Raw genomic sequence first — 19,572 nt, 5'->3', positions numbered from 1 at the left:
TAAAAATGTCAGTATCATCACTAGGAGTAGGGTCTGGAATAGATCTTCAAACGTTGCTCCAAAACATGGTTAGCGTGCAGAAAGACACTAAAGTAAAGGCCTACGAGTCTAAAATTAGCGATTATAAGTCTGAAGTATCTGCATATGGCGCTATAAAGTCTGCTCTTGAGACCTTCGAAAAAGCCGTTGAATCTTTAAATGATGAAGATCTTTTTACAGGTCGGACGGCAACTAGCACTCAGCCCGAATCTGGTGATATTGTTTCTGTAACAGCAGATAAAGAAGCTGCAAATGGCTCTTACAATGTATCTGTTAGCCAGCTGGCTCAAGGTAGTCGAAGTGTTAGCTCGGCAGGTCTATTTTCCTCTACCGATGATGTAGTCAGTGCAACGGGAGGCGATTTAACTTTCACTGCTGGTTCAGATACTTTTACGGTATCTGTTGCTGCTGGCGCGACGTTATCCGAGGTCCGCGAGCAAATAAATGATTCAACTGATAACTTTGGTGTTTCAGCTAACTTAGTTGACGATGGCAACGGTAACGTATATCTGACCTTAGGTTCTGATGTTACAGGCTCAGGTAATGACCTGGTCGTTACAAATACCGACGCTACCTTAGACAGCGTTTCATCCGTAGCAACAGGGGCTGGTTCCGCGGGGTTGTCTATTGCCACTGAAGACGCGGCACAAGATGCTATTATTAATGTTGACGGTATTACGATTAATAGTTCTTCCAATACATTTGAAAACGCGGTTTCGGGCTTAACCATTAAGGCATTGGCGCAATCCGAGACTGGAACCGATGGTAACCCCGAGACCGCCAAGTCTGTCATTGATTTTGATACGGAATCTGTAAAAGAGACATTGGAAAGCTTCGTTGAATCCTATAATGCGTTGTTTACGACTTTTGACAAGTATTCAAGTGCTGGTGATATTTTAAATGGCAGTAGCCTTATTCGCGGGTTAGAAGGGCAACTCAACTCAAACTTGATGACAACTTTTACAAATGCCGGAGATCTTTCGACTATCTTTGATATCGGAATTGAAATGGATGATGATGGGAAGCTGTCTCTCAATAGTACTGACTTTGATGACGCTATGGAAAATAGCTACGATGATGTAGTGACACTGTTTACTGGCGATAATGGTATCGCTAGTATCATGGACAGCTATCTTGAAAACTTTACTGGTTCTTCTGGGGTTTTAAAAGACTTGAGTGACGCGGCGCAAACGTCTGCTGATAGTAAGGAAGAAGACAAAGAGAACTTTGAGTATAGGATAGGACTTTACGAAGCGCAGTTAAAGAAAAGGTTTTCAAATTTAGATGTTTTATTGGCAGGTTTGAATAATAGTGGTACAGCGCTTCTAACTAGTTTAAGTAACTTGAATCAAAAGTAAGAGATTGAATAACACATATGTATGGTAATAAAGGCATTCAGGCTTATAAAAAAGATTCGCTGAAAGCGGATTTGGCTTCTGCAGACCCTCATCGAATTATTCAGCTTCTGATGCAAGGAGCTTTAGAACGCCTTGCTCTCGCAAAAGGTTTTATGGAGCGAAAAGACCTTGAAAACAAATCTACGACACTTACTCGGGTAGTGGAAATTATTAACGCTCTACGTGATTCATTAGACAGAGATGCTAACCCAGAGCTCGTAGATAATTTAGATGGTTTGTATGAGTTTATGATTCTACAAATTCACGAAGCGAGTGTATCTCTTGATATTTCTAAGATAGATTTAGTTATGAAACTTATGCTTGAAATAAAAGGTGCATGGGATCAAATCAGCCAAGCTGATAAAGATGAAGCATATGCACAGCAAGCGATGAGTGAGTAGCTTAATGCCACGAGCGGATGCATTCTATTTCGAGCTAAACGCGGTTTTAGAGAAAGCGATAGAAATTAAGGATTTGGATACGATTTTTGAGCTGGAAAAGTATATATCAAAATGTCACTTTGACAGGCTAAAACCAGAAGAACTAGCGAGTAATGAAAAGATCCTTCGAACATTAGGGGAAAATATTCAACGAGCGGCTGAAATTGTTAGAGTAGAGCAGGAAAATATTGAGAAAGAGCTCGAAACAGTTAAAGATAAGCAAAATAGCGTAAAAAATAATCGAGCTAAAATTGTCAGCTACCATAAGGTTAAAAATCTTAAATGAAAGAAAACGCCTTTCTTGTCGAAGAAGAACTCTTAACTAGGTTAAATAAAGGCTATCAGCGTTTAGTTGAAAATGATCATGTCTTCAGTGGCCGGTTTTCTAAAAACCTTTCTGTCATAAAAAAGTTCTTCCCTGATGTTTATGATGTTATTGAGGGCTACGAGCCATCCGAAAAAAATGTCTTTTTAGAAAGTGATGGAGCATTAAATATTCTCTTTAAAGACACTGGGTTTACTCTGTTTTCAGAGTCTCCGTTCGATCAAATCGAGAAAAAATACACATCCTTTTGTAGTAACCCTCTATGTACGACAGTTAGCTTGAGTACTGATGTATCTGACAATACGAGACATGAATATTATTTAAGTAGAATACACACTCGTATCAAAGAGGTACTGAAGACAACGGAACGAAAAAGCGAACTCCCAGATTTTGCTGGAGGGGTTTTACTTTTTGGTTTTGATTTAGGTTACCAGCTCGTTCGAATTCTAGATAATCACCATGTTAAACATATTTACATCTATGAAGAAAACTTAGACTTATTCTACTATTCCCTTTTTGCCATAGACTGGCAGTGGGTAGTTGATATTATTGAAGAGAGAAACTCTACATTACACTTTTTTTTAGGTGTAGATGAAAAGCAGTTTATGAATGATTATGTTAGAACTCTGCGTTTTAACGGTCTATATATGGCTGCCCATACTTATTTATACATGAGTTACAGTCGTGAGCATATTGAAGATGTATTGAATGAATTTTTTAATCAATATGTTCGTCAGATTATGGGTTGGGGTTTTTTCGATGATGGTGTTATTGGGATTGCTCAGTACTTATCCCGACCAAAAGAGCGAACGCGCTTAGCTGTTATTCCAGATCTTTCGATAAAAAAACAAATTAATTTAGCCAACTGTCCTCTTTTTATATTGGGTAATGGACCGTCGTTAGATGAACATATTGATCTAATAAAAAAACACTACGATGATGCCATCATTTTCTCTTGTGGTACTACTCTTAATACATTAAAAAAATATGGTATTAAACCTGACTTTCATGTTGATGTTGAGCGGATGAGACATACAGCTGAAAAAATAGAAAAATTAGGTCCGGATTACTTGTCAGGTATAAATGCTCTTACAGTTAATGTAATGCATCCAGATTTTTATCAGTATTTTGATAACTCAATAATAGGTTTGAAACCAAGTGAGCCTATTTCTTCTATTATGATGCTGAGTCGTATTGTATCAGTGGGAAATCGTCAGAAATTATCGACCATGCATTATTCATCCCCAATAGTCGCGAACTTGGCAATGTCTTATGCTGAATTGTTCCGCTTCTCTGATGTATATCTGATAGGAGTGGACTGCGGTTTTAGAAAACTTGACAAACACCACTCTAAAAGCAGCGGCTACTATAATGATGATGGCTCGAACTCAGGTTTATTTAATAATAATTCTCAGCTGCTAAAGCGACCGGCAAACTTCGGCGGACAAGTTTTTACTACTACGTTGATGGATACATCTCGTGTCCAAATTGAGCTTAGTATTGTCAGATCAAAGAAAGTTAATAAGCTATTTCAGTGTTATAACTTATCTGATGGAGTGAAAATAGAAGGTTCTACGCCATTACGAGAAGAAAGTTTACTAATTCCAGATTCTCCTTCTGGTTTCAAGAAAAAGGTTATTAAACATATTTTAGAGACGTTCTCAAATGCTGAGGATGCTTCTTTTGAGGGGAAGGAACTTTTAGATGTTGTTGATACATTTAGAACGATCTCAAAAGAGTTTTCTAATATTCTAGCACGTGACTTCGATAATGAAGTGCAGATTGTTGATGCGTTCTCTGAGTTTAACTCTTTATTGATGCAGCAATACTACAAGGGAACACCATTTGTTTGTGAGCTTATGTATGGGTCTTTTGTTTACTTTGCTAATGAAGTCGTAACGATGATTTTTCATAATGAAGATGATTATACTGATATTGCGAAAGAGCAAATACAGTTTTTTATAGAGTTTATTGAAGAAATGCCAAGCCAATTAGAAAACTATTCGAATTTCGTGGATAAAGGAAATGGATATTTAGACGGTTTGTATAACTTCTAATTATTTTTGCATTTCAGATCTCTACTTTTTAAATATAAGCTATCTTTATAATATTTTAGATTAGATGAAAAGTAGAGGCTTCTTTTAAATCTACTTATAAAATTTTCTTGTTTCAAATAGTGTGAGATTTAGTGGGCTAAAGCAATAGATGAAAGATATATTAGAGCTTGTTGGTCGAGAAACCGATCTTTTTTCGGAAGATATTATACTTCGTGAGCGAAAAATTGAGGATATAGTGTCTCGTTCCTCGTTTTTGGTTCTTGGCGCCTCTGGTTCTATCGGTCAGGCTGTTACAAAAGAAATATTTAGGCGCGGGCCTGCTAAATTACATGTCGTCGATATTAGTGAAAACAATATTGTTGAGCTAGTTAGGGATCTTCGAAGTGAATACGGCTATATCGATGGAGACTTTAGGAGCTATGTTCTTGATGTCGGCTCTACTGAATACGAGGCATTTTTTAAGGCTGATGGGAAATATGATTATGTTCTAAACCTTTCTGCTTTGAAACATGTTCGAAGTGAGAAAGACCCTTATACTTTGATGCGCATGATCAACGTCAATATATTTAATACAAATAGAACTCTTGAATTAGCGATTAAAAGTGGTGTCAAAAAATATTTCTGCGTTTCAACTGATAAAGCGGCTAACCCAGTCAATATGATGGGGGCTTCGAAGAGAATTATGGAAATGTTTTTGTCTCGTTTTAGCAAGGAGATAGACATTTCAACTGCTCGGTTTGCAAATGTCGCATTTTCTGATGGCTCTTTATTGTATAGCTTTAGAAATAGACTATTAAAAAAGCAACCTATAGTCGCGCCTAATGATGTTAGACGTTACTTTTTGACTCCTCAGGAGTCAGGTGAGCTTTGTTTAATGTCATGTCTTTTTGGAAAAAATGGAGATGTTTTTTTTCCAAAACTTGATGATTCGCAGCACCTTATTACCTTTTCTGAAATCGCTCGTCGTTATCTCAAGCAGCAAGGCTATGAGGCGCTTGAATGCGAGAGTGAGAGCGAGGCACGAGATTACGGTTTCCAAAAGTGTGACTCTAAGTTATGGCCATGCTTCTTTTCATCCTCAAATACTACTGGGGAAAAAGATATTGAAGAGTTTTTCACCGATCTTGAAACTCTGGATATGGAACGATTTCGTAGTATCGGGATTGTAAAGTCTGGTGGCGAACCTGAGGATGATATTCTCGATGAGTTTGAAAATTCTATTAATGAATTGAGATTAAGAGGAAGTTGGAGTAAAAAAGAAATTGTTTCTTATTTTCTTAAGGTATTGCCGGAGTTCTCTTACGTTGATGTCGGGAAATATTTAGACAGTAAAATGTGACTTTATTATTCATATGGAAAATTTGTCAGTAATAAAATTTATTAGAAACCTATATCAAACGAATAGTAATATTCCATTACATGCCCCTATATTTTACGAAAAAGAAAAATCATACGTAGCGGAAGTAATAGACAGTACATTCGTTTCTTCTGTAGGGCGCTATGTCGACGAATTTGAGCGCAGAATTGAAGCTTTTACTGGCGCCGAAAAAGCAATCGCAACGGTAAATGGTACGGCGGCACTTCATACTGCTTTGTATCTAGCTGGTGTCGCTGATGGAGATTTAGTTCTTACACAGGCTCTGACTTTTGTTGCTACTTGTAATGCCATTCGGTATTTAGGCGCAGATCCTATCTTTATCGATATATCTATGGATAGTCTAGGTATGTGTCCTGTCGCGCTCGAAGAGTATTTGGAGCAGAACGCCTACACAAACGATAAAGGGTGTTTCCATAAGCTTAATGATCGTGCAATCAAAGCAATATTACCTATGCATACTTTTGGTCACCCAGTTGATTTAGACTCCTTAGTTGCGACATGCAATAAGTGGGGGTTAACGTTGATTGAAGACGCTGCAGAAAGTTTAGGTTCATTTTATAAAGGCATTCATACCGGATTGCATGGCGATTTTTCAGCAATAAGTTTTAATGGCAATAAGATCATTACTACTGGCGGTGGTGGTATGCTGCTATGTAATAGAGTCGCGATGCAGGAAAGAGCCAAACATATTACTACAACTGCTAAAGTTGCTCATTCTTATGAATATTATCATGATGAACTTGCTTTTAATTATAGAATGCCAAATCTCAATGCGGCTTTAGGTTGTGCTCAAATAGACTCATTGCAGAAAATAATAGCAGATAAAAGAGAGATAGCTTCTTGTTATGAAGCTTTTTTTGAGAATAGCAATTTGAACTTTGTTAGTGAGCCAAAATACGCTAAGTCTAATTACTGGTTGAACGCCGTAATATTCCCCAATAAAGTAGCTCGCGATGTCTTTCTGAATGAAACGAATCAAAATGGTATCTTTACTCGACCTGTATGGAGGCTGATGAATGAATTACCTATGTTTTCGCAGTCTCTAAAAGGCCCACTTAATAATTCTGAATACATTCAAGATCGACTGGTTAACTTACCTAGTTCCTCAAGGAATCTACAGAAGGATACTGAATGAAAGAATATCCTAAAAAAGTAGCTGTTTTTACGGGAACACGAGCAGAGTATGGGCTTCTGTTTTGGCTTCTCAAAGACATGAAGGCTGATACAGAGTTTGAGTTGCAATTGATTGTTTCAGGGGCGCACCTTTCACCTGAGTTTGGATTAACTTATAAACAGATCGAAAACGATGGGTTTGATATAGATGAGAAGATTGAATGCCTGTTGTCATCAAATACTGCTATTGGTGTTGCTAAAAGTTTTGGGTTGTCCGTGATAGGTATATGTGATGCTTTGTCTAGATTAAAGCCGGATTTCATGGTAGTTCTTGGTGACCGCTATGAGACCTTAGCGGCTGCTCAAGCCTCAATGTTTTTACATATTCCAATTTTACATATACATGGTGGGGAAGTGACCGAAGGCGCATATGACGATGTCATTAGGCACTCTCTTTCAAAGTTGAGCACGTTACATTGCACATCAACGGAGAGTCATCGCCATAGAGTTATTCAGCTTGGTGAGCACCCAAATAGAGTTTGCAATGTGGGGGCACTAGGATTAGACAACCTGCGTCGCCTGGAACTTCTTTCTAGAGATGAGCTTTCAACTTCAATCAACTTCAAGCTTAATAGGCCGTACTTTATCGTGACTTATCACCCTGTAACTTATGGGGAGGAGGATCCAAAGGAGACGATGGTAGCGCTATTAGAGTCTTTAGATCTGTTCCCTGATCATCAAATACTCCTTACATATCCTAACGCTGATGAAGGCGGAAGAGCTGTTATCCCATTACTTGAGGATTATGCTGCTAGCCAACCAGATCGCGTCGCTTGTTTTAAATCGTTAGGGCAGTTACGTTATCTTAGTGCTGTTAAGTATTCTAGCGCTGTTATTGGGAATTCTTCGAGCGGTATTATCGAGGTGCCGTCTTTTAGTAGGCCAACAGTAAATATAGGAATACGACAAAAAGGGCGTGAGTCAGCAACGAGCGTTATCCATGCAAATGTAAATAAACACGCCATTGTTAGTGCTATCAATCAGGCACTCGAATGCTACTCGGACCTGGAGCTCAACCCTGCCCTCAACCCATATGATAAGGGAGATGCGAGTTCCGAGGTTATTAAGCTTCTAAAGTCTTTTAACTCTAAAGACCTTAAGTCTTTTTATGATATTAGTTTTGACCCTCAGTAAGGGAAATAGATGACGTTAATAATTGCAGAAGCTGGTGTAAATCATAATGGCGATGAAAAGTTAGCATTTGAACTGGTAAAAGCTGCCTCTGAAGCTGGCGCGGATATTGTCAAGTTTCAGACCTTTAAAGCTGAAAGTCTAGTGTCTATTCATGGTAAACAAGCAGAATATCAACGCAAAAGTATGGGGGTTGAAGAGTCTCAATTGTCCATGTTAAAGCGGTTGGAGTTGCCTTTTGACACTTATATAGCATTAGCTAAATATTGTGCTGAGCTAGGGATTGAATTTTTATCTACTGCTTTTGATTCTGAAAGTTTATCATTCCTTGTTAATAATTTAGCGCTTAAACGCTTAAAAATTCCGTCGGGTGAGCTGACTAATGCGCCTTTCTTACTGGAGCATGCTCGAACGGGGTGTGATCTTATATTATCGACTGGAATGGCATCAATTGATGAAATCGAAGCAGCACTTGGCGTGTTGGCATTTGGTATGTTATCGGAAACAGATAAAGCGCCTTCAAAGCTATTGTTTGAACAAGCATACTCCTCTAAAGATGGAAAGCGTTTGCTGAAAGATAAAGTCACTATACTACACTGTACTTCTGCTTATCCCGCTCCAGTTACCGATATTAACTTACGAGCTATCAATACGCTAAATGCTACTTTTGGATTAAGAGTGGGGTATTCTGATCATAGTAAGGGAATAGCAATATCAACTGCTGCGGTAGCCTGTGGTGCGACGGTAATAGAGAAACACTTTACTCTAGATAAAAATATGGAAGGTCCTGATCATAAAGCGTCTCTAGAACCAAAAGAGTTATCAGCTATGGTCAATGCCATTCGCGAAGTAGAGCAAGGACTAGGTCATGCGATTAAGGCCCCTACCGCCTCAGAACTCGAAAATAAAGATGTCTCTAGAAAAAGCTTGGTGGCTCAGACTGCTATTATTGCGGGGGAGTCTTTTACTAAAGAGAATGTTGTCATTAAAAGGCCTGGAAATGGTATGTCCCCCTACCTTTATTGGAGTTTATTAGATAAACAAGCAACGAAAGATTACCTTCCAGGGGACTTGATTGTTGAATGATGATAATTTCCCCCTTATCTTAATTGGCGGAGGTGGCCACGCCTCTGTTCTTGCAGATATTCTCATTTCTCAAGGTCGTGAGATAGCAGCGGTTGTTTCTCCGGAGATTTCTAATGTTAGGCGTATTCTTGCCGATACACTTCATATAGAGTCCGACGAGCAAATATTGAAATTTGACAATCAAAGTGTACGTTTGGTGAATGGAATAGGGCTAATGCCTAATTCTCAAAACAGAAAAAAGGCTCATCAGTATTTCGTGTCATTAGGTTATCGATTTGAAACTGTTGTTTCTGACAGTGCGTTAATATCGACTCATGGCTGTATTGGCAAGGGAGCACAAGTGTTATCTCGTGCTGTTGTCAATACTGGATCATACATAGGAGAAAATAGCATCGTGAATACATCCTCTGTGGTAGAGCATGATTGTTCTATTGGGGAAGGTAACCATATTGCTACTAATGCAACATTATGTGGTCATGTTGTTACTGGTGATGATGTCTTTATCGGTGCCAATGCGACAATAATTCAAGGTGTGACTATTGGAGCGTCTTCTATCATTGGAGCTGGTGTCGTTGTAACGAGAGATGTTGCGCCTAAAAGTATACTCTACGCACCTAAGTCGCACATTAGCACACTTGGCAATAGATAAGGTGAAAGCAATGAATTGGGGCCAAATTATTTTAAAATCTGAGGATACAATTCAAAAGGCGTTGGAAATTATTAATAGTGAGGCACTAAGAATCGCTCTTGTTGTAGATGACAATGAAAAGCTAATTGGTGTTATTACTGATGGTGATATTCGTCGCGGAATTTTAAATGGTTTGTCTCTTACTGAATCGGTAGGTGCAGTAATGACAACGAATCCCGTAACAGCAGAAGTTGGTACGAGTAAGCGTAAGTTAAGTAATATTATGGGTGAAAAAGGCATTTTATCGATTCCATTAATAGATGATTTTGGGAAAATAGCAGGGTTAGAAACCTTGCATAGTGTTTCTCGAAAGTCTATCTATAAGAATCCTGTTTTTATTATGGCTGGAGGCTTTGGAACTCGCTTGCGTCCGCTTACTGATTCATGTCCAAAACCAATGCTACATATTGTCGATAGACCAATTTTGGAAATTACTTTAAAAAGTTTTATCAAAGCGGGTTTTGAGCGGTTTTATATCTCAACTCATTATATGCCCGAAAAAATAACGGAACATTTTGGCGATGGCTCTAAATTTGGAGTTGAAATAAATTATATTTATGAAAATGAGCCTCTAGGAACTGGGGGAGCTTTAGGGTTATTACCTGAAAAGGCTGATAAAAGCCTTCCTTTGATATTAATTAATGGCGATATTTTAACAAATGTTGATTTTCAGAGTTTACTAGATTTTCACAATACGAATAATGCGGAAGCGACAATGTGTGTTCGGGAGTATGACTACCAAATTCCTTATGGTGTGATAGAAGGTGTAGGCAGCAGAGTTGTTGATATAAAAGAGAAACCTATACAGCGTTTTTTCGTAAATGCAGGTATCTATGTGCTTTCTCCAAATATATATAGCTCTGTTCCAAGTAATCATCATTTGGATATGCCAGAGCTATTGGAACGTAATATGAACGCGAATAAAGACGTACTCATGTTCCCCATACATGAATATTGGCTTGATATTGGTCGAATGGAAGATTTTAATCGAGCTCAGTCTGATATCCATTCTTTAAAGCTATGATAATAGTCGAGTCATATGCCGTTATTGGGCTAGGAAATATTGCTGAGCGTCATAGAAAAAATCTGAAAACCTTATTTCCTAGCTCGAAAATCTATGCTCTTAGTGCCAGTGGACGTCAGATTAGTGAAACGATTAGTTTTTGTGATGATGTTTTAGACTCTATTGAAGAGATCATTGCACTTAATGTTAAGTTTGTGATCGTTGCTTCTCCTGCCTCATTGCATACTCAACACTCTTTACTCCTTATTCAGGCTGGTATACCTGTGCTAATTGAGAAGCCTTTATCGCTCTGCTCTCAAGATGCACTTAAAATTAAAGAAGCGTCTGATGTTTTTAATACGCCAGTATCAGTCGGTTACTGCTTACGCTACTTGTCTTCTTCTGATGTAGTTAAGAATTATATACAGGAAGGAAAGATCGGAACTTTATTTCATGTATCTGTCGATACGGGTCAGTATTTGCCTGATTGGCGACCTAACAAAGCGCTTAGTGAAACGGTGTCAACGAAATCTGAGCTGGGTGGTGGAGTGTTATTCGAGCTTAGCCATGAGTTTGACTACCTAATGTGGCTATTAGGTCCTCTTAAAGTGAAATCTGCAATATTAGACACGAGTGACATTCTAGCACTGGATGTTGAAGATTCTGTAGATATTATTTTAAAATCTGACAAAAATGTGACTATAAATGTACATTTAGATTTTCTTCAACGAAAAGCACATCGTTACTGCCGATTCAAAGGAAGCCAAGGAACAATCGAGTGGGATTTAATAAATAATCGAGTTTTTTTATTATCTCCCTATGAAAAGGAGCTTGTTTTCTCTGATGATACGGTAAATTCAAATAGTATGTATCTTTCTATGTTGCTTGATTTTATAGGTCAGATAGATAACAGCATTAACTATAGAAGTAATTTTTTTGATGCTATTGAAGTCGTCACAGTCATCGAAAAAATAAAATCGAATGATTTTTAGAATTATTTTTCAACTCTAAAAATCTAGATCATTTATATAACCTCTTTTTTTTATATAAACTATTTTGGAGTCAAATTTTGAGAAAAGTGTTTGCCTTTATTTTTGCTAGAGGGGGCTCTAAAGGGGTTAAGAAGAAGAATATCCGTGTATTGGGCGAAAAGCCTTTAATATGCTGGTCTATAGATCTTGCTAATCGTATGGAGTTTGTAGACTCTACTTATGTATCGACCGATGATAGCGAGATTTCAGAGGTTTCCACTCGTAACGGGGCTATGCTTATAAAACGTCCAGATTATTTAGCGTCTGATTCTGCACCTGAGTGGTTAGCATGGCAGCATGCCGTGAATTATCTTATTGAGGAGGGGAGCGCGACCCCGAACGATATTTTTATTTCTTTACCTGCCACATCCCCCCTTAGAACGTATGATGATATAAATGGGGCTTATCAAAAATATGTTGAAGTAGACTCTGATATTGTCGTTACAGGTGTTTTGTCTCATAGAAACCCGTATTTCAATATGCTTAAAAAGGGAGATTCAGGTTATGGGCTTGTTATTCCATCCGACGTTTCTCGCCGTCAAGATGCTCCCGAATGTTATGACATTACGACAGTGTGCTATGTTACGAGTTTTAAACATATACAAAGTGCGAAGGGCGTCTTAGACGGTAAAGTAGAGTTGCATAGTGTAAGCCAACGTTCCGCACTAGATATAGATACCGAACAAGATTTTAGGCTGGCTGAATTCTTATTGCAGGAGATGGTATGAGCGTTGTAAAAACATTATTTAGTTTACAGGGCAAAAATATCTTAATAACGGGTGGTTCTGGTCATATTGCCAAAACTGTCGCTCGAGCGTTTTACTCTTGTGGAGCAAATTTGATTCTCATTGACCAAAATGAGGATGCTCTACGTGAGGCTAAGGATGACTTACTTAAGGCTGGCACTGATGAGCAGCATATCTATATTTCAAGAGTTGATTTAGAAAATGGGTCTGAGGTAAGCCGGTTTTTACAAGAAATAAATGATGGATATAGTACGCTTGATGTGCTTATAAATGCGGCTGCATTTGTTGGCTCCAGAGACTTGGATGGGTGGGCTGTACCATTTCTTGAACAATCTGTTGATACTTGGCGACGTTGTCTCGAGGTGAATCTCACAGCCCCATTTACCTTAATTCAAGGTGTGTTTCACCTGATGAATAATGCAAAATCACCTAGTATAATTAATGTTAGCTCGATCTATGGACAGGTAGGTCCTGATATGAGTCTATACCATGGAACGGATATGGGTAACCCGGCCGCATATGGGGCAAGTAAGGCTGGTTTAGCTCAGTTAACTCGATGGTTATGCACATCCTTGCCGTCTAAATTCCGAGTTAATACTATTACTCCAGGAGGCGTAGAAAGAGGTCAAGATATTCATTTTAAAGCCCGTTATTGCGAAAAAACTACAACTGGACGAATGGCAAAGGAAGAGGATTTGGTCGGAACTTTTATGTTATTAGCAAGCGACGCAGGAAGTTATATTACTGGTCAGGATATTGCTATCGACGGCGGCTGGACAGCAAAGTAACGTACTATTTAGAGTATGTGATTTAGAGCGCCAGCATTGGTATTAGTGCTAAGTTGTTTCTTTCTTAATAAAACCTCTAGAAGTTGATTTACCATCTCATCAAGTTCTTCAATCGCCGTATCGAAGGTTAGTTCTGGATTTATAGGTGCCTCGTAAGGGGCATCTATGCCTGTCATTCCTTTTATCTTTCCTTGTTTGGCCTTCATGTATAGGCCTTTGGGGTCACGAGCTGCGCAAACTTCGATTTTAGTTGATAGGTAAATTTCAATAAAATTGCTCTCTTCAAACAATTTTCGAGCATTTTCTCTATCATTAATATACGGCGAAATAATGGCACAGATCGGAATGGTTCCAGTATTGCTGACAATTTTGGCAACGTGAGCCATCCGTCTTATATTTTCGCTTCTGTCTTCTGGCGTCAAGGATAAGTCGCTGCATAGCCCCTTTCTTAGTTCATCACCATCAAGTATATAGCTACTAACGCTTTGTTTATCGAGTTTTTCTTTTAGTGCCTGTGCAAAAGTAGATTTACCTGACGCAGAAAGGCCTGTTATCCAAATACAAGGTGTCATAGGTGCAGCTTCTCTAAAACTTCTATCCCAAGAACAATAAAACAGATATGTACTTTATAATAAAAATCATCAACTTAGTATATGAAATAGTCCCAATTCTTGACTTAGTGGGCATTAATATTTTCGTTGTTAATATTGCATGATAGACTTATGCAAATATTTCACCGACTTCACAGAGCCCCCGCAATGCCAATCATGCGAACATACTCTCAACAAGATGTTGAAGTTGTAAATGACGAATGTGTTTACGACGGTTTCTTTAAAATGCATAAGCAAAATCTTCGCCATAAAAAGTTTAACGGCGAGTGGAGCGAAATCTTTACCCGTGAAATGATGGTGCGAGACGATGCAGTGTGCGTGCTTCTATTTGACCCAATACGAGATAAAATTCTTCTGATTGAGCAGTTTAGGCCTTGCCTCCCTAAAAGCGAGTCTCCGTGGTTAATTGAACTGGTTGCTGGCATGGTAGAAGAAGGCGAGAATGACGAAGAGGTTGCTCGTCGTGAATCTTTTGAGGAAGCGGGCGTAGAAGTGAAGCGTTTAGAATATATGTTCAAATTTGTCCCTTCACCAGGTGGCCTAGTAGAATATCTTCGCATGTATGCAGCGGAATTTGATGCCTCAAAAGTTGACCTTAATCGATCTCATGGACTCGATTCAGAAAATGAAGATATCAAGTTGCATCTTTTTTCCAGTCAGGAGGCCATTGCCCTGTTGGAGGAAGACATTGAAAACGCAAGTACTATAATGGGATTACAGTGGTTTGCTCTCAATAAGAATAAGTTAATGAAAAAGTGGGTTGATGAAGTTTAGTTGTATCGTACAAAATGTGCTGGGCCGTTTTCCTTTACTGAGGCCGCTTGTTGGGTTGATTTCCTTTTTGTTCATGTGTTTCAACGTATTGTTTTGGGCGGGCGGGCTTCATATTATCGCCATTGGCTTTTTATTTCCTCGCCGTTTTAACGAGTCGAAGGTCAATGAGACTTGTAACCAATGTTTTGCGGGTTGGATTCGCACGAGTTACTGGTGGTTTAACAAAGTACTCGGCGTAGAGTGGCAGTTTGATGACGGTATGAAACGTGATTCCGCTTCATGGCATTTGTCCATCGCAAATCATCAAAGTTGGGTCGATGTCTTTATTATATTGTCTCAGCTTGAAGGGCGCGTCGTGCCACCTCGCGTCTTCATGAAGCAGGCCTTGTTTTGGATTCCGTTAATTGGGACCGCGACGCGGATTATGGGCTTTCCATTTATGAAGCGTCATAGCAAAGAAAAGCTTATCAAGCGTCCCGAATTAGCGGGAGAAGATTTAGAAACAACACGGCGTTCGTGTAAACGATTCGCCAAAACGCCCAATACCGTACTAAGCTTTGTTGAAGGAACTCGCTATACTGAACGAAAGCACCGTCAGCAAAGCTCGCCCTATGGACGGTTATTAAAACCAAAAGCGGGTGGCATAGGTTTTGTTCTCAAAGCGATGCCCGGTAAATTTGAAGACATTATTGATATTAATGTCGTATACCCTCATAAGCAGAACAGTTTTTGGGATTTGCTATGTGGCAGGCTTGCAGCAGCGAAAGTATCAGTACGAAATATTGCGATCCCCGCGTTTCTTAAAGAGCCGGATACCGATCCGCTAGGCCGAGACCGAGAAGCGTTTTTTAGTTGGTTTAATCAATATTGGTATGAGAAAGATCGTAGACTAGACGCTGAAATAAAAACCTGGGAACAGGAGCTAGCGCGAGAGAAACGCAGCCAAACTAGGGAAAGTTCTGCGATGAAGTAATGCCCAGCATGCTTCAATCATTATAACTTTACACTGGATAGGCGATGACAAAACAACACTATGTTCCAAATCTTGCAGAGCTTCAGCTATTGGGCGAATTAAATTATCGCCGGATAGGTAAAGTGCTGCGCACAAAAGAAGAGGAGCGTGAGTGGCACTTTGCGATCGATACGTCTGGTCATCAACGAAGCTGTCTAAGTCTATCTTTAAAAGACGAGAGTCGATTTACGTCCGAATTGCTTTTGGAGTTCATGCCAGAAACCCAAAGCGAGTTAATGTTTGATGCCAAGCTTAAAATGATCATTCGGTTGTATCATGATGTTGGGTTAGCTGAGATTACCGACGGCCATCGGCAATTTCGTGGCAGTTACCCGTACCCCAATGATGAAATGCGCCATAAGGATGAGAAGTTCCGTTTGAATCAACAGCTCGCCGACTTGCTAGAACTGTGCTTGAAGCACGGTCACCGTCTGGATGATGTGTCTTTTATTCAGATGGCTTAGGCACCGCTAGATTCTTAAATAAGCAGTTTCCAAATACTCCTTAAATTCCAGGTATGCCCTTAAAAGTACCCGCTATGACACTAATCTACGTACATGGTTTTAACAGCTCAGAACGCTCATTTAAATCTCAACTTATAAAGCAAGCGATGGCCTCTATTGGAAAAGAGGCTGATTTTTATTGCCCTAGATTACATTGGCAGCCCTATTTGGCTATTCAGCAATTAGAAGTATTGATCGAAGGTAAACTCGCATCTGGTCAGAATGTCGCGTTAGTTGGAAGCTCACTTGGTGGTTTTTACAGTCTATACTTATCTGAAAAATATAACCTTAAAGCCGTGCTGATTAACCCTGCTGTCGAAGCGCCGATCTTGTTACAAGATTTACTTGGTGTTCAGGAAAACCCTTATACAAATGAGCGCTATACTCTGACGCAAACACATATCGAAGAGTTACAAACGATAGATGTCACAAAGCCTACAGGGAACAACATATGGCTTATGCTTCAAGAAGGCGATGAAGTGCTGGACTATCAAGCTGCGCTCAATCGGTTTAAGCAAGTTGAGCGTCTTACTCATGAAAAAGGCGGAGACCACAGCTTTGTAGACTTCGATCGTTTTGCCGAAACCATTTTAGAGTTCACGGGCGTTATTGATCGAACGTGTCGTTAATTGACGCCACTTGCATGTTTTGAGTAAAACGTCTTGTGCCAGCGAGAAGGGAATAGCTGTACTCATTACCTTTTCCTACGACATAGTCATTTATTCAAAATGACACCTTTGATAGACTCCCTCCTAGCAAATTTTTTTGGAAGTAACTAACCGTATGTCAGTAAAAGAATACAACGCAGGATCGATAGAAGTATTAAGTGGTCTGGAGCCAGTGCAAAAGCGCCCTGGCATGTATACAGAAACCACGCGACCAAATCACTTAGGTCAAGAAGTTATAGACAACTCTGTCGACGAAGCGCTTGCGGGGCATGCGGATAAAATAGAAGTAACGCTCTACAAAGATGGCTCACTGAGCGTAGAGGATAATGGTCGTGGTATGCCTGTTGATATTCACCCTGAAGAAGGTGTCTCAGGGGTAGAGCTGATCTTAACCAAACTGCATGCGGGCGGTAAGTTCTCAGGTGACAGCTACCAGTTTTCAGGTGGTCTTCACGGCGTGGGTGTATCCGTTGTAAACGCTTTATCCAATCAGCTGGACGTTTGGGTTAAGCGAGATGGTAAGCAGTATCACATTGCTTTTGCCGATGGTTTTAAAACTTCTGAATTGGCAGAGGTTGGTACGGTAGGCAAAAAAAATACCGGAACAAAAGTAAAGTTCAAAGCAGACCCAAAGTACTTTGACTCAGCTAAATTTTCGCTGTCACGTCTTCGCCACTTATTGAAAGCAAAAGCGGTATTGTGTTCTGGTTTACACGTCGTTTTTGTGGATCAATCCGGCAGTGAAGAGACTCGAGAAGAATGGTTCTACCAAGATGGCTTAAAAGACTATCTCGCACTTGCAAATAAAGGCTACGAACTTCTACCTGAAGAGCCGTTCATCGGCTCCTTGATAGAAACCACACAGGGTGTTGATTGGGCGGTACAGTGGTTGCCAGAAGGCGGAGAGCTAATTACCGAAAGTTATGTAAACCTTATTCCAACAGCCCAAGGCGGTACTCACGTAAATGGGCTGCGCACAGGCTTGTTGGAAGCGATACGAGAGTTTTGTGATTTCCATAACTTACTTCCACGCGGCGTCAAGCTGACCGCAGAAGACGTGTGGGAGCGATGTAGCTATGTGTTGTCTGCAAAGCTGCAAGAACCTCAATTCTCAGGTCAAACCAAAGAACGCCTTTCGTCACGCCAAATCGTACCGTTTATTACAGCGACAGTAAAAGACGCGTTTAGTCTGTGGTTGAACAAACACGTTGAAGACGCACAAAAAATAGCCGACGTTATTATTTCGAGTGCGCAAAAACGCATGCGCGCCAGCAAAAAAGTAGTGCGTAAGAAAGTGACTCAAGGCCCTGCTTTACCCGGAAAGCTGGCTGATTGTGCGGGTCAAGATTCAAGTCGAAGTGAGCTCTTCTTAGTGGAAGGGGACTCTGCGGGCGGCTCTGCAAAACAGGCTCGAGACAAAGAGTTCCAAGCGATAATGCCGTTGCGAGGTAAAATCCTAAACTCATGGGAAGTGGATCAATCACAAGTGCTGGCTTCTCAGGAAATTCACGACATTTCCGTCGCGCTAGGCGTTGACCCAGGGCAAGAGGACTTATCCGGTTTGCGCTATGGAAAAGTCTGCATTTTAGCCGATGCCGACTCCGATGGTTTGCACATCGCCACATTGCTGTGTGCGCTTTTTGTAAAGCATTTCCCCACACTTGTGAACTCTGGTCATGTCTTCGTGGCGATGCCGCCGCTATATCGTATCGATATTGGTAAAGAAGTGCATTATGCGCTGGATGATGAGGAAAAAGACATCATCATTCATAAAATTGAGGCAGAGAAAAAGCGCGGTAAACTCGACGTACAGCGTTTCAAAGGTCTGGGTGAGATGAACCCGCCTCAACTGCGTGAAACCACCATGGCGCCAGATACACGACGCTTGATTCAGTTGACAATGGACGACCCTTTGGAAACCGGTGAGGTGCTCGATAAGCTGCTTTCGAAAAAGCGAGCAGCCGATCGAAAAGATTGGTTGGAAACATACGGAAACTTAGCCATTATTGACTAGTGAGTATAGAGAGCCGCGTTCAAAAATCATGAGCAATGCGTTTCTCTTGCTATACTTAAGGTGATATAGGATCGAAAAGGATTCTTACAAGAGTGATTATGTCAGACGAAAGCAATAATAATGAAAGTGTTGAGGCGTTATATTCGCGCCTTGATCACTACCTTTCGACCTTGGGATCGGACCGTTCCATTATGGGGGTATCCGAACTCGATGGCTTTTTGACGGCAGTCGGTTGCGCGCCGGATTCGCATATCCCTGGCGATTGGCTCTGGGCCATTTGGGGGCCAGAAGACGAACAACCAAACTGGGAGTCCAAAGAGCAGGAAGAAGAGTTTCTCGGTTTGGTCATGATCATGTACATGGAATCTGTAAATGGCTTAATTCAAGGGGACTTGCATCCTGTTTACCTCGAACACACCGCGCCAGACGGCAAAGTAAATATAATGATTGAGGACTGGTGCGTCGGTTTTATGCGCGGCGCGCATCTTCTAGGCTTAAACTACTCTGCGGATAAAGCGTTTATCGATGAAGTTATGGCCTGTGTTCGTTTATACGGAACGGAAAAAGGCTGGCAGAAACTTGAAGGTATGACGGAAGAAGAGCGACAGTTTTGGCGTAGCACGTTGGAAGAGTCGATCATGCGTTTGGCGCAGTTTCATCATCCTGAAATCGAAGTCGTGCCGACAGGGTCGCGTATTGTTCACTAGT

General features: G+C 40.3%; 20 protein-coding genes. 19 read left to right on the top strand and 1 reads right to left on the bottom strand.

All coding sequences use genetic code 11. The features are described from left to right. Positions 1-5: 5 nt before the first annotated feature. The 13 genes from fliD to MARME_RS16805 all read left to right on the top strand — a co-directional run bounded on the left by fliD (position 6) and on the right by MARME_RS16805 (position 13,282). Positions 6-1,397 carry a flagellar filament capping protein FliD gene (fliD, locus tag MARME_RS16865; protein ID WP_013662471.1) on the top strand — a complete coding sequence of 464 codons (1,392 nt, stop codon included), beginning with the start codon at positions 6-8 and terminating at the stop codon, positions 1,395-1,397. A 17-nt stretch (positions 1,398-1,414) separates the two neighbouring features. After that, the gene (gene fliS, locus MARME_RS16860; RefSeq protein ID WP_013662470.1) at positions 1,415-1,837 is read left to right on the top strand and encodes a flagellar export chaperone FliS; all 423 of its coding nucleotides are present in this window, start codon (positions 1,415-1,417) and stop codon (positions 1,835-1,837) included. Positions 1,838-1,841: 4 nt separating this feature from the next. After that, positions 1,842-2,162: a hypothetical protein gene (locus tag MARME_RS16855; protein WP_013662469.1), complete on the top strand. Its 321-nt coding sequence runs from the start codon at positions 1,842-1,844 to the stop codon at positions 2,160-2,162. Then, positions 2,159-4,258 (top strand): motility associated factor glycosyltransferase family protein, encoded by a 2,100-nt coding sequence (locus MARME_RS16850; protein ID WP_013662468.1) that lies wholly within the window; start codon positions 2,159-2,161, stop codon positions 4,256-4,258. Before MARME_RS16855 ends, MARME_RS16850 begins: the two co-directional genes overlap by 4 nt. 148 nt (positions 4,259-4,406) lie before the next feature. Then, positions 4,407-5,597: a UDP-N-acetylglucosamine 4,6-dehydratase gene (locus MARME_RS16845; protein WP_013662467.1), complete on the top strand. Its 1,191-nt coding sequence runs from the start codon at positions 4,407-4,409 to the stop codon at positions 5,595-5,597. Positions 5,598-5,610: 13 nt separating this feature from the next. Continuing rightward, positions 5,611-6,771, top strand: coding sequence for a LegC family aminotransferase (locus tag MARME_RS16840; protein WP_013662466.1), 1,161 nt, complete (start codon positions 5,611-5,613; stop codon positions 6,769-6,771). Next, positions 6,768-7,943: a UDP-N-acetylglucosamine 2-epimerase gene (neuC, locus tag MARME_RS16835; RefSeq protein WP_013662465.1), complete on the top strand. Its 1,176-nt coding sequence runs from the start codon at positions 6,768-6,770 to the stop codon at positions 7,941-7,943. Before MARME_RS16840 ends, neuC begins: the two co-directional genes overlap by 4 nt. Positions 7,944-7,952: 9 nt before the next feature. After that, positions 7,953-9,026 (top strand): N-acetylneuraminate synthase, encoded by a 1,074-nt coding sequence (neuB, locus tag MARME_RS16830; RefSeq protein WP_013662464.1) that lies wholly within the window; start codon positions 7,953-7,955, stop codon positions 9,024-9,026. Then, a complete protein-coding gene (locus tag MARME_RS16825) occupies positions 9,016-9,675 on the top strand; it encodes an acetyltransferase (RefSeq protein WP_013662463.1) in 660 nt (219 codons plus the stop codon). The genes neuB and MARME_RS16825 overlap by 11 nt, the downstream gene beginning before the upstream one ends. 10 nt (positions 9,676-9,685) lie before the next feature. Beyond that, the gene (locus MARME_RS16820; RefSeq protein WP_013662462.1) at positions 9,686-10,738 is read left to right on the top strand and encodes a nucleotidyltransferase family protein; all 1,053 of its coding nucleotides are present in this window, start codon (positions 9,686-9,688) and stop codon (positions 10,736-10,738) included. After that, positions 10,735-11,709 (top strand): Gfo/Idh/MocA family protein, encoded by a 975-nt coding sequence (locus MARME_RS16815; protein ID WP_013662461.1) that lies wholly within the window; start codon positions 10,735-10,737, stop codon positions 11,707-11,709. The genes MARME_RS16820 and MARME_RS16815 overlap by 4 nt, the downstream gene beginning before the upstream one ends. Before the next feature lie 86 nt (positions 11,710-11,795). Further along, positions 11,796-12,476, top strand: a complete 681-nt coding sequence (locus MARME_RS16810; protein ID WP_223295056.1) for an acylneuraminate cytidylyltransferase family protein — start codon at positions 11,796-11,798, stop codon at positions 12,474-12,476. Further along, positions 12,473-13,282, top strand: coding sequence for an SDR family oxidoreductase (locus MARME_RS16805; RefSeq protein WP_013662459.1), 810 nt, complete (start codon positions 12,473-12,475; stop codon positions 13,280-13,282). The genes MARME_RS16810 and MARME_RS16805 overlap by 4 nt, the downstream gene beginning before the upstream one ends. A gap of 8 nt (positions 13,283-13,290) precedes the next feature. Here the strand turns inward: MARME_RS16805 and cysC are convergent, their stop codons facing one another. After that, complete coding sequence (gene cysC / locus MARME_RS16800; protein ID WP_013662458.1) at positions 13,291-13,854, bottom strand: adenylyl-sulfate kinase; 564 nt, start codon at positions 13,852-13,854, stop codon at positions 13,291-13,293. Between the two features lie 186 nt (positions 13,855-14,040). Here cysC and MARME_RS16795 point away from each other — a divergent pair, with 186 nt between their 5' ends. The 6 genes from MARME_RS16795 to MARME_RS16770 all read left to right on the top strand — a co-directional run bounded on the left by MARME_RS16795 (position 14,041) and on the right by MARME_RS16770 (position 19,571). Continuing rightward, the gene (locus tag MARME_RS16795; protein WP_013662457.1) at positions 14,041-14,667 is read left to right on the top strand and encodes an NUDIX domain-containing protein; all 627 of its coding nucleotides are present in this window, start codon (positions 14,041-14,043) and stop codon (positions 14,665-14,667) included. Continuing rightward, on the top strand, positions 14,657-15,640 hold the full coding sequence (locus MARME_RS16790; protein WP_013662456.1) for an acetyltransferase: 984 nt from the start codon (positions 14,657-14,659) through the stop codon (positions 15,638-15,640). Before MARME_RS16795 ends, MARME_RS16790 begins: the two co-directional genes overlap by 11 nt. A gap of 44 nt (positions 15,641-15,684) precedes the next feature. Further along, positions 15,685-16,143 (top strand): DUF1249 domain-containing protein, encoded by a 459-nt coding sequence (locus MARME_RS16785; RefSeq protein ID WP_013662455.1) that lies wholly within the window; start codon positions 15,685-15,687, stop codon positions 16,141-16,143. Positions 16,144-16,217: 74 nt separating this feature from the next. After that, complete coding sequence (locus MARME_RS16780) at positions 16,218-16,811, top strand: YqiA/YcfP family alpha/beta fold hydrolase (RefSeq protein ID WP_148231046.1); 594 nt, start codon at positions 16,218-16,220, stop codon at positions 16,809-16,811. A gap of 154 nt (positions 16,812-16,965) precedes the next feature. After that, a complete protein-coding gene (parE, locus tag MARME_RS16775) occupies positions 16,966-18,864 on the top strand; it encodes a DNA topoisomerase IV subunit B (RefSeq protein WP_013662453.1) in 1,899 nt (632 codons plus the stop codon). 98 nt (positions 18,865-18,962) lie between these two features. After that, positions 18,963-19,571, top strand: a complete 609-nt coding sequence (locus tag MARME_RS16770; protein ID WP_013662452.1) for a UPF0149 family protein — start codon at positions 18,963-18,965, stop codon at positions 19,569-19,571. Position 19,572: the final 1 nt, after the last annotated feature.

Origin of the sequence: Marinomonas mediterranea MMB-1, from assembly GCF_000192865.1 — a bacterium.
In the GTDB taxonomy this organism is placed as follows: Bacteria; Pseudomonadota; Gammaproteobacteria; order Pseudomonadales; family Marinomonadaceae; genus Marinomonas; species Marinomonas mediterranea.
Note: the sequence above shows the minus strand (reverse complement) of the source record. Positions and strands in the feature narration are given on the sequence as shown.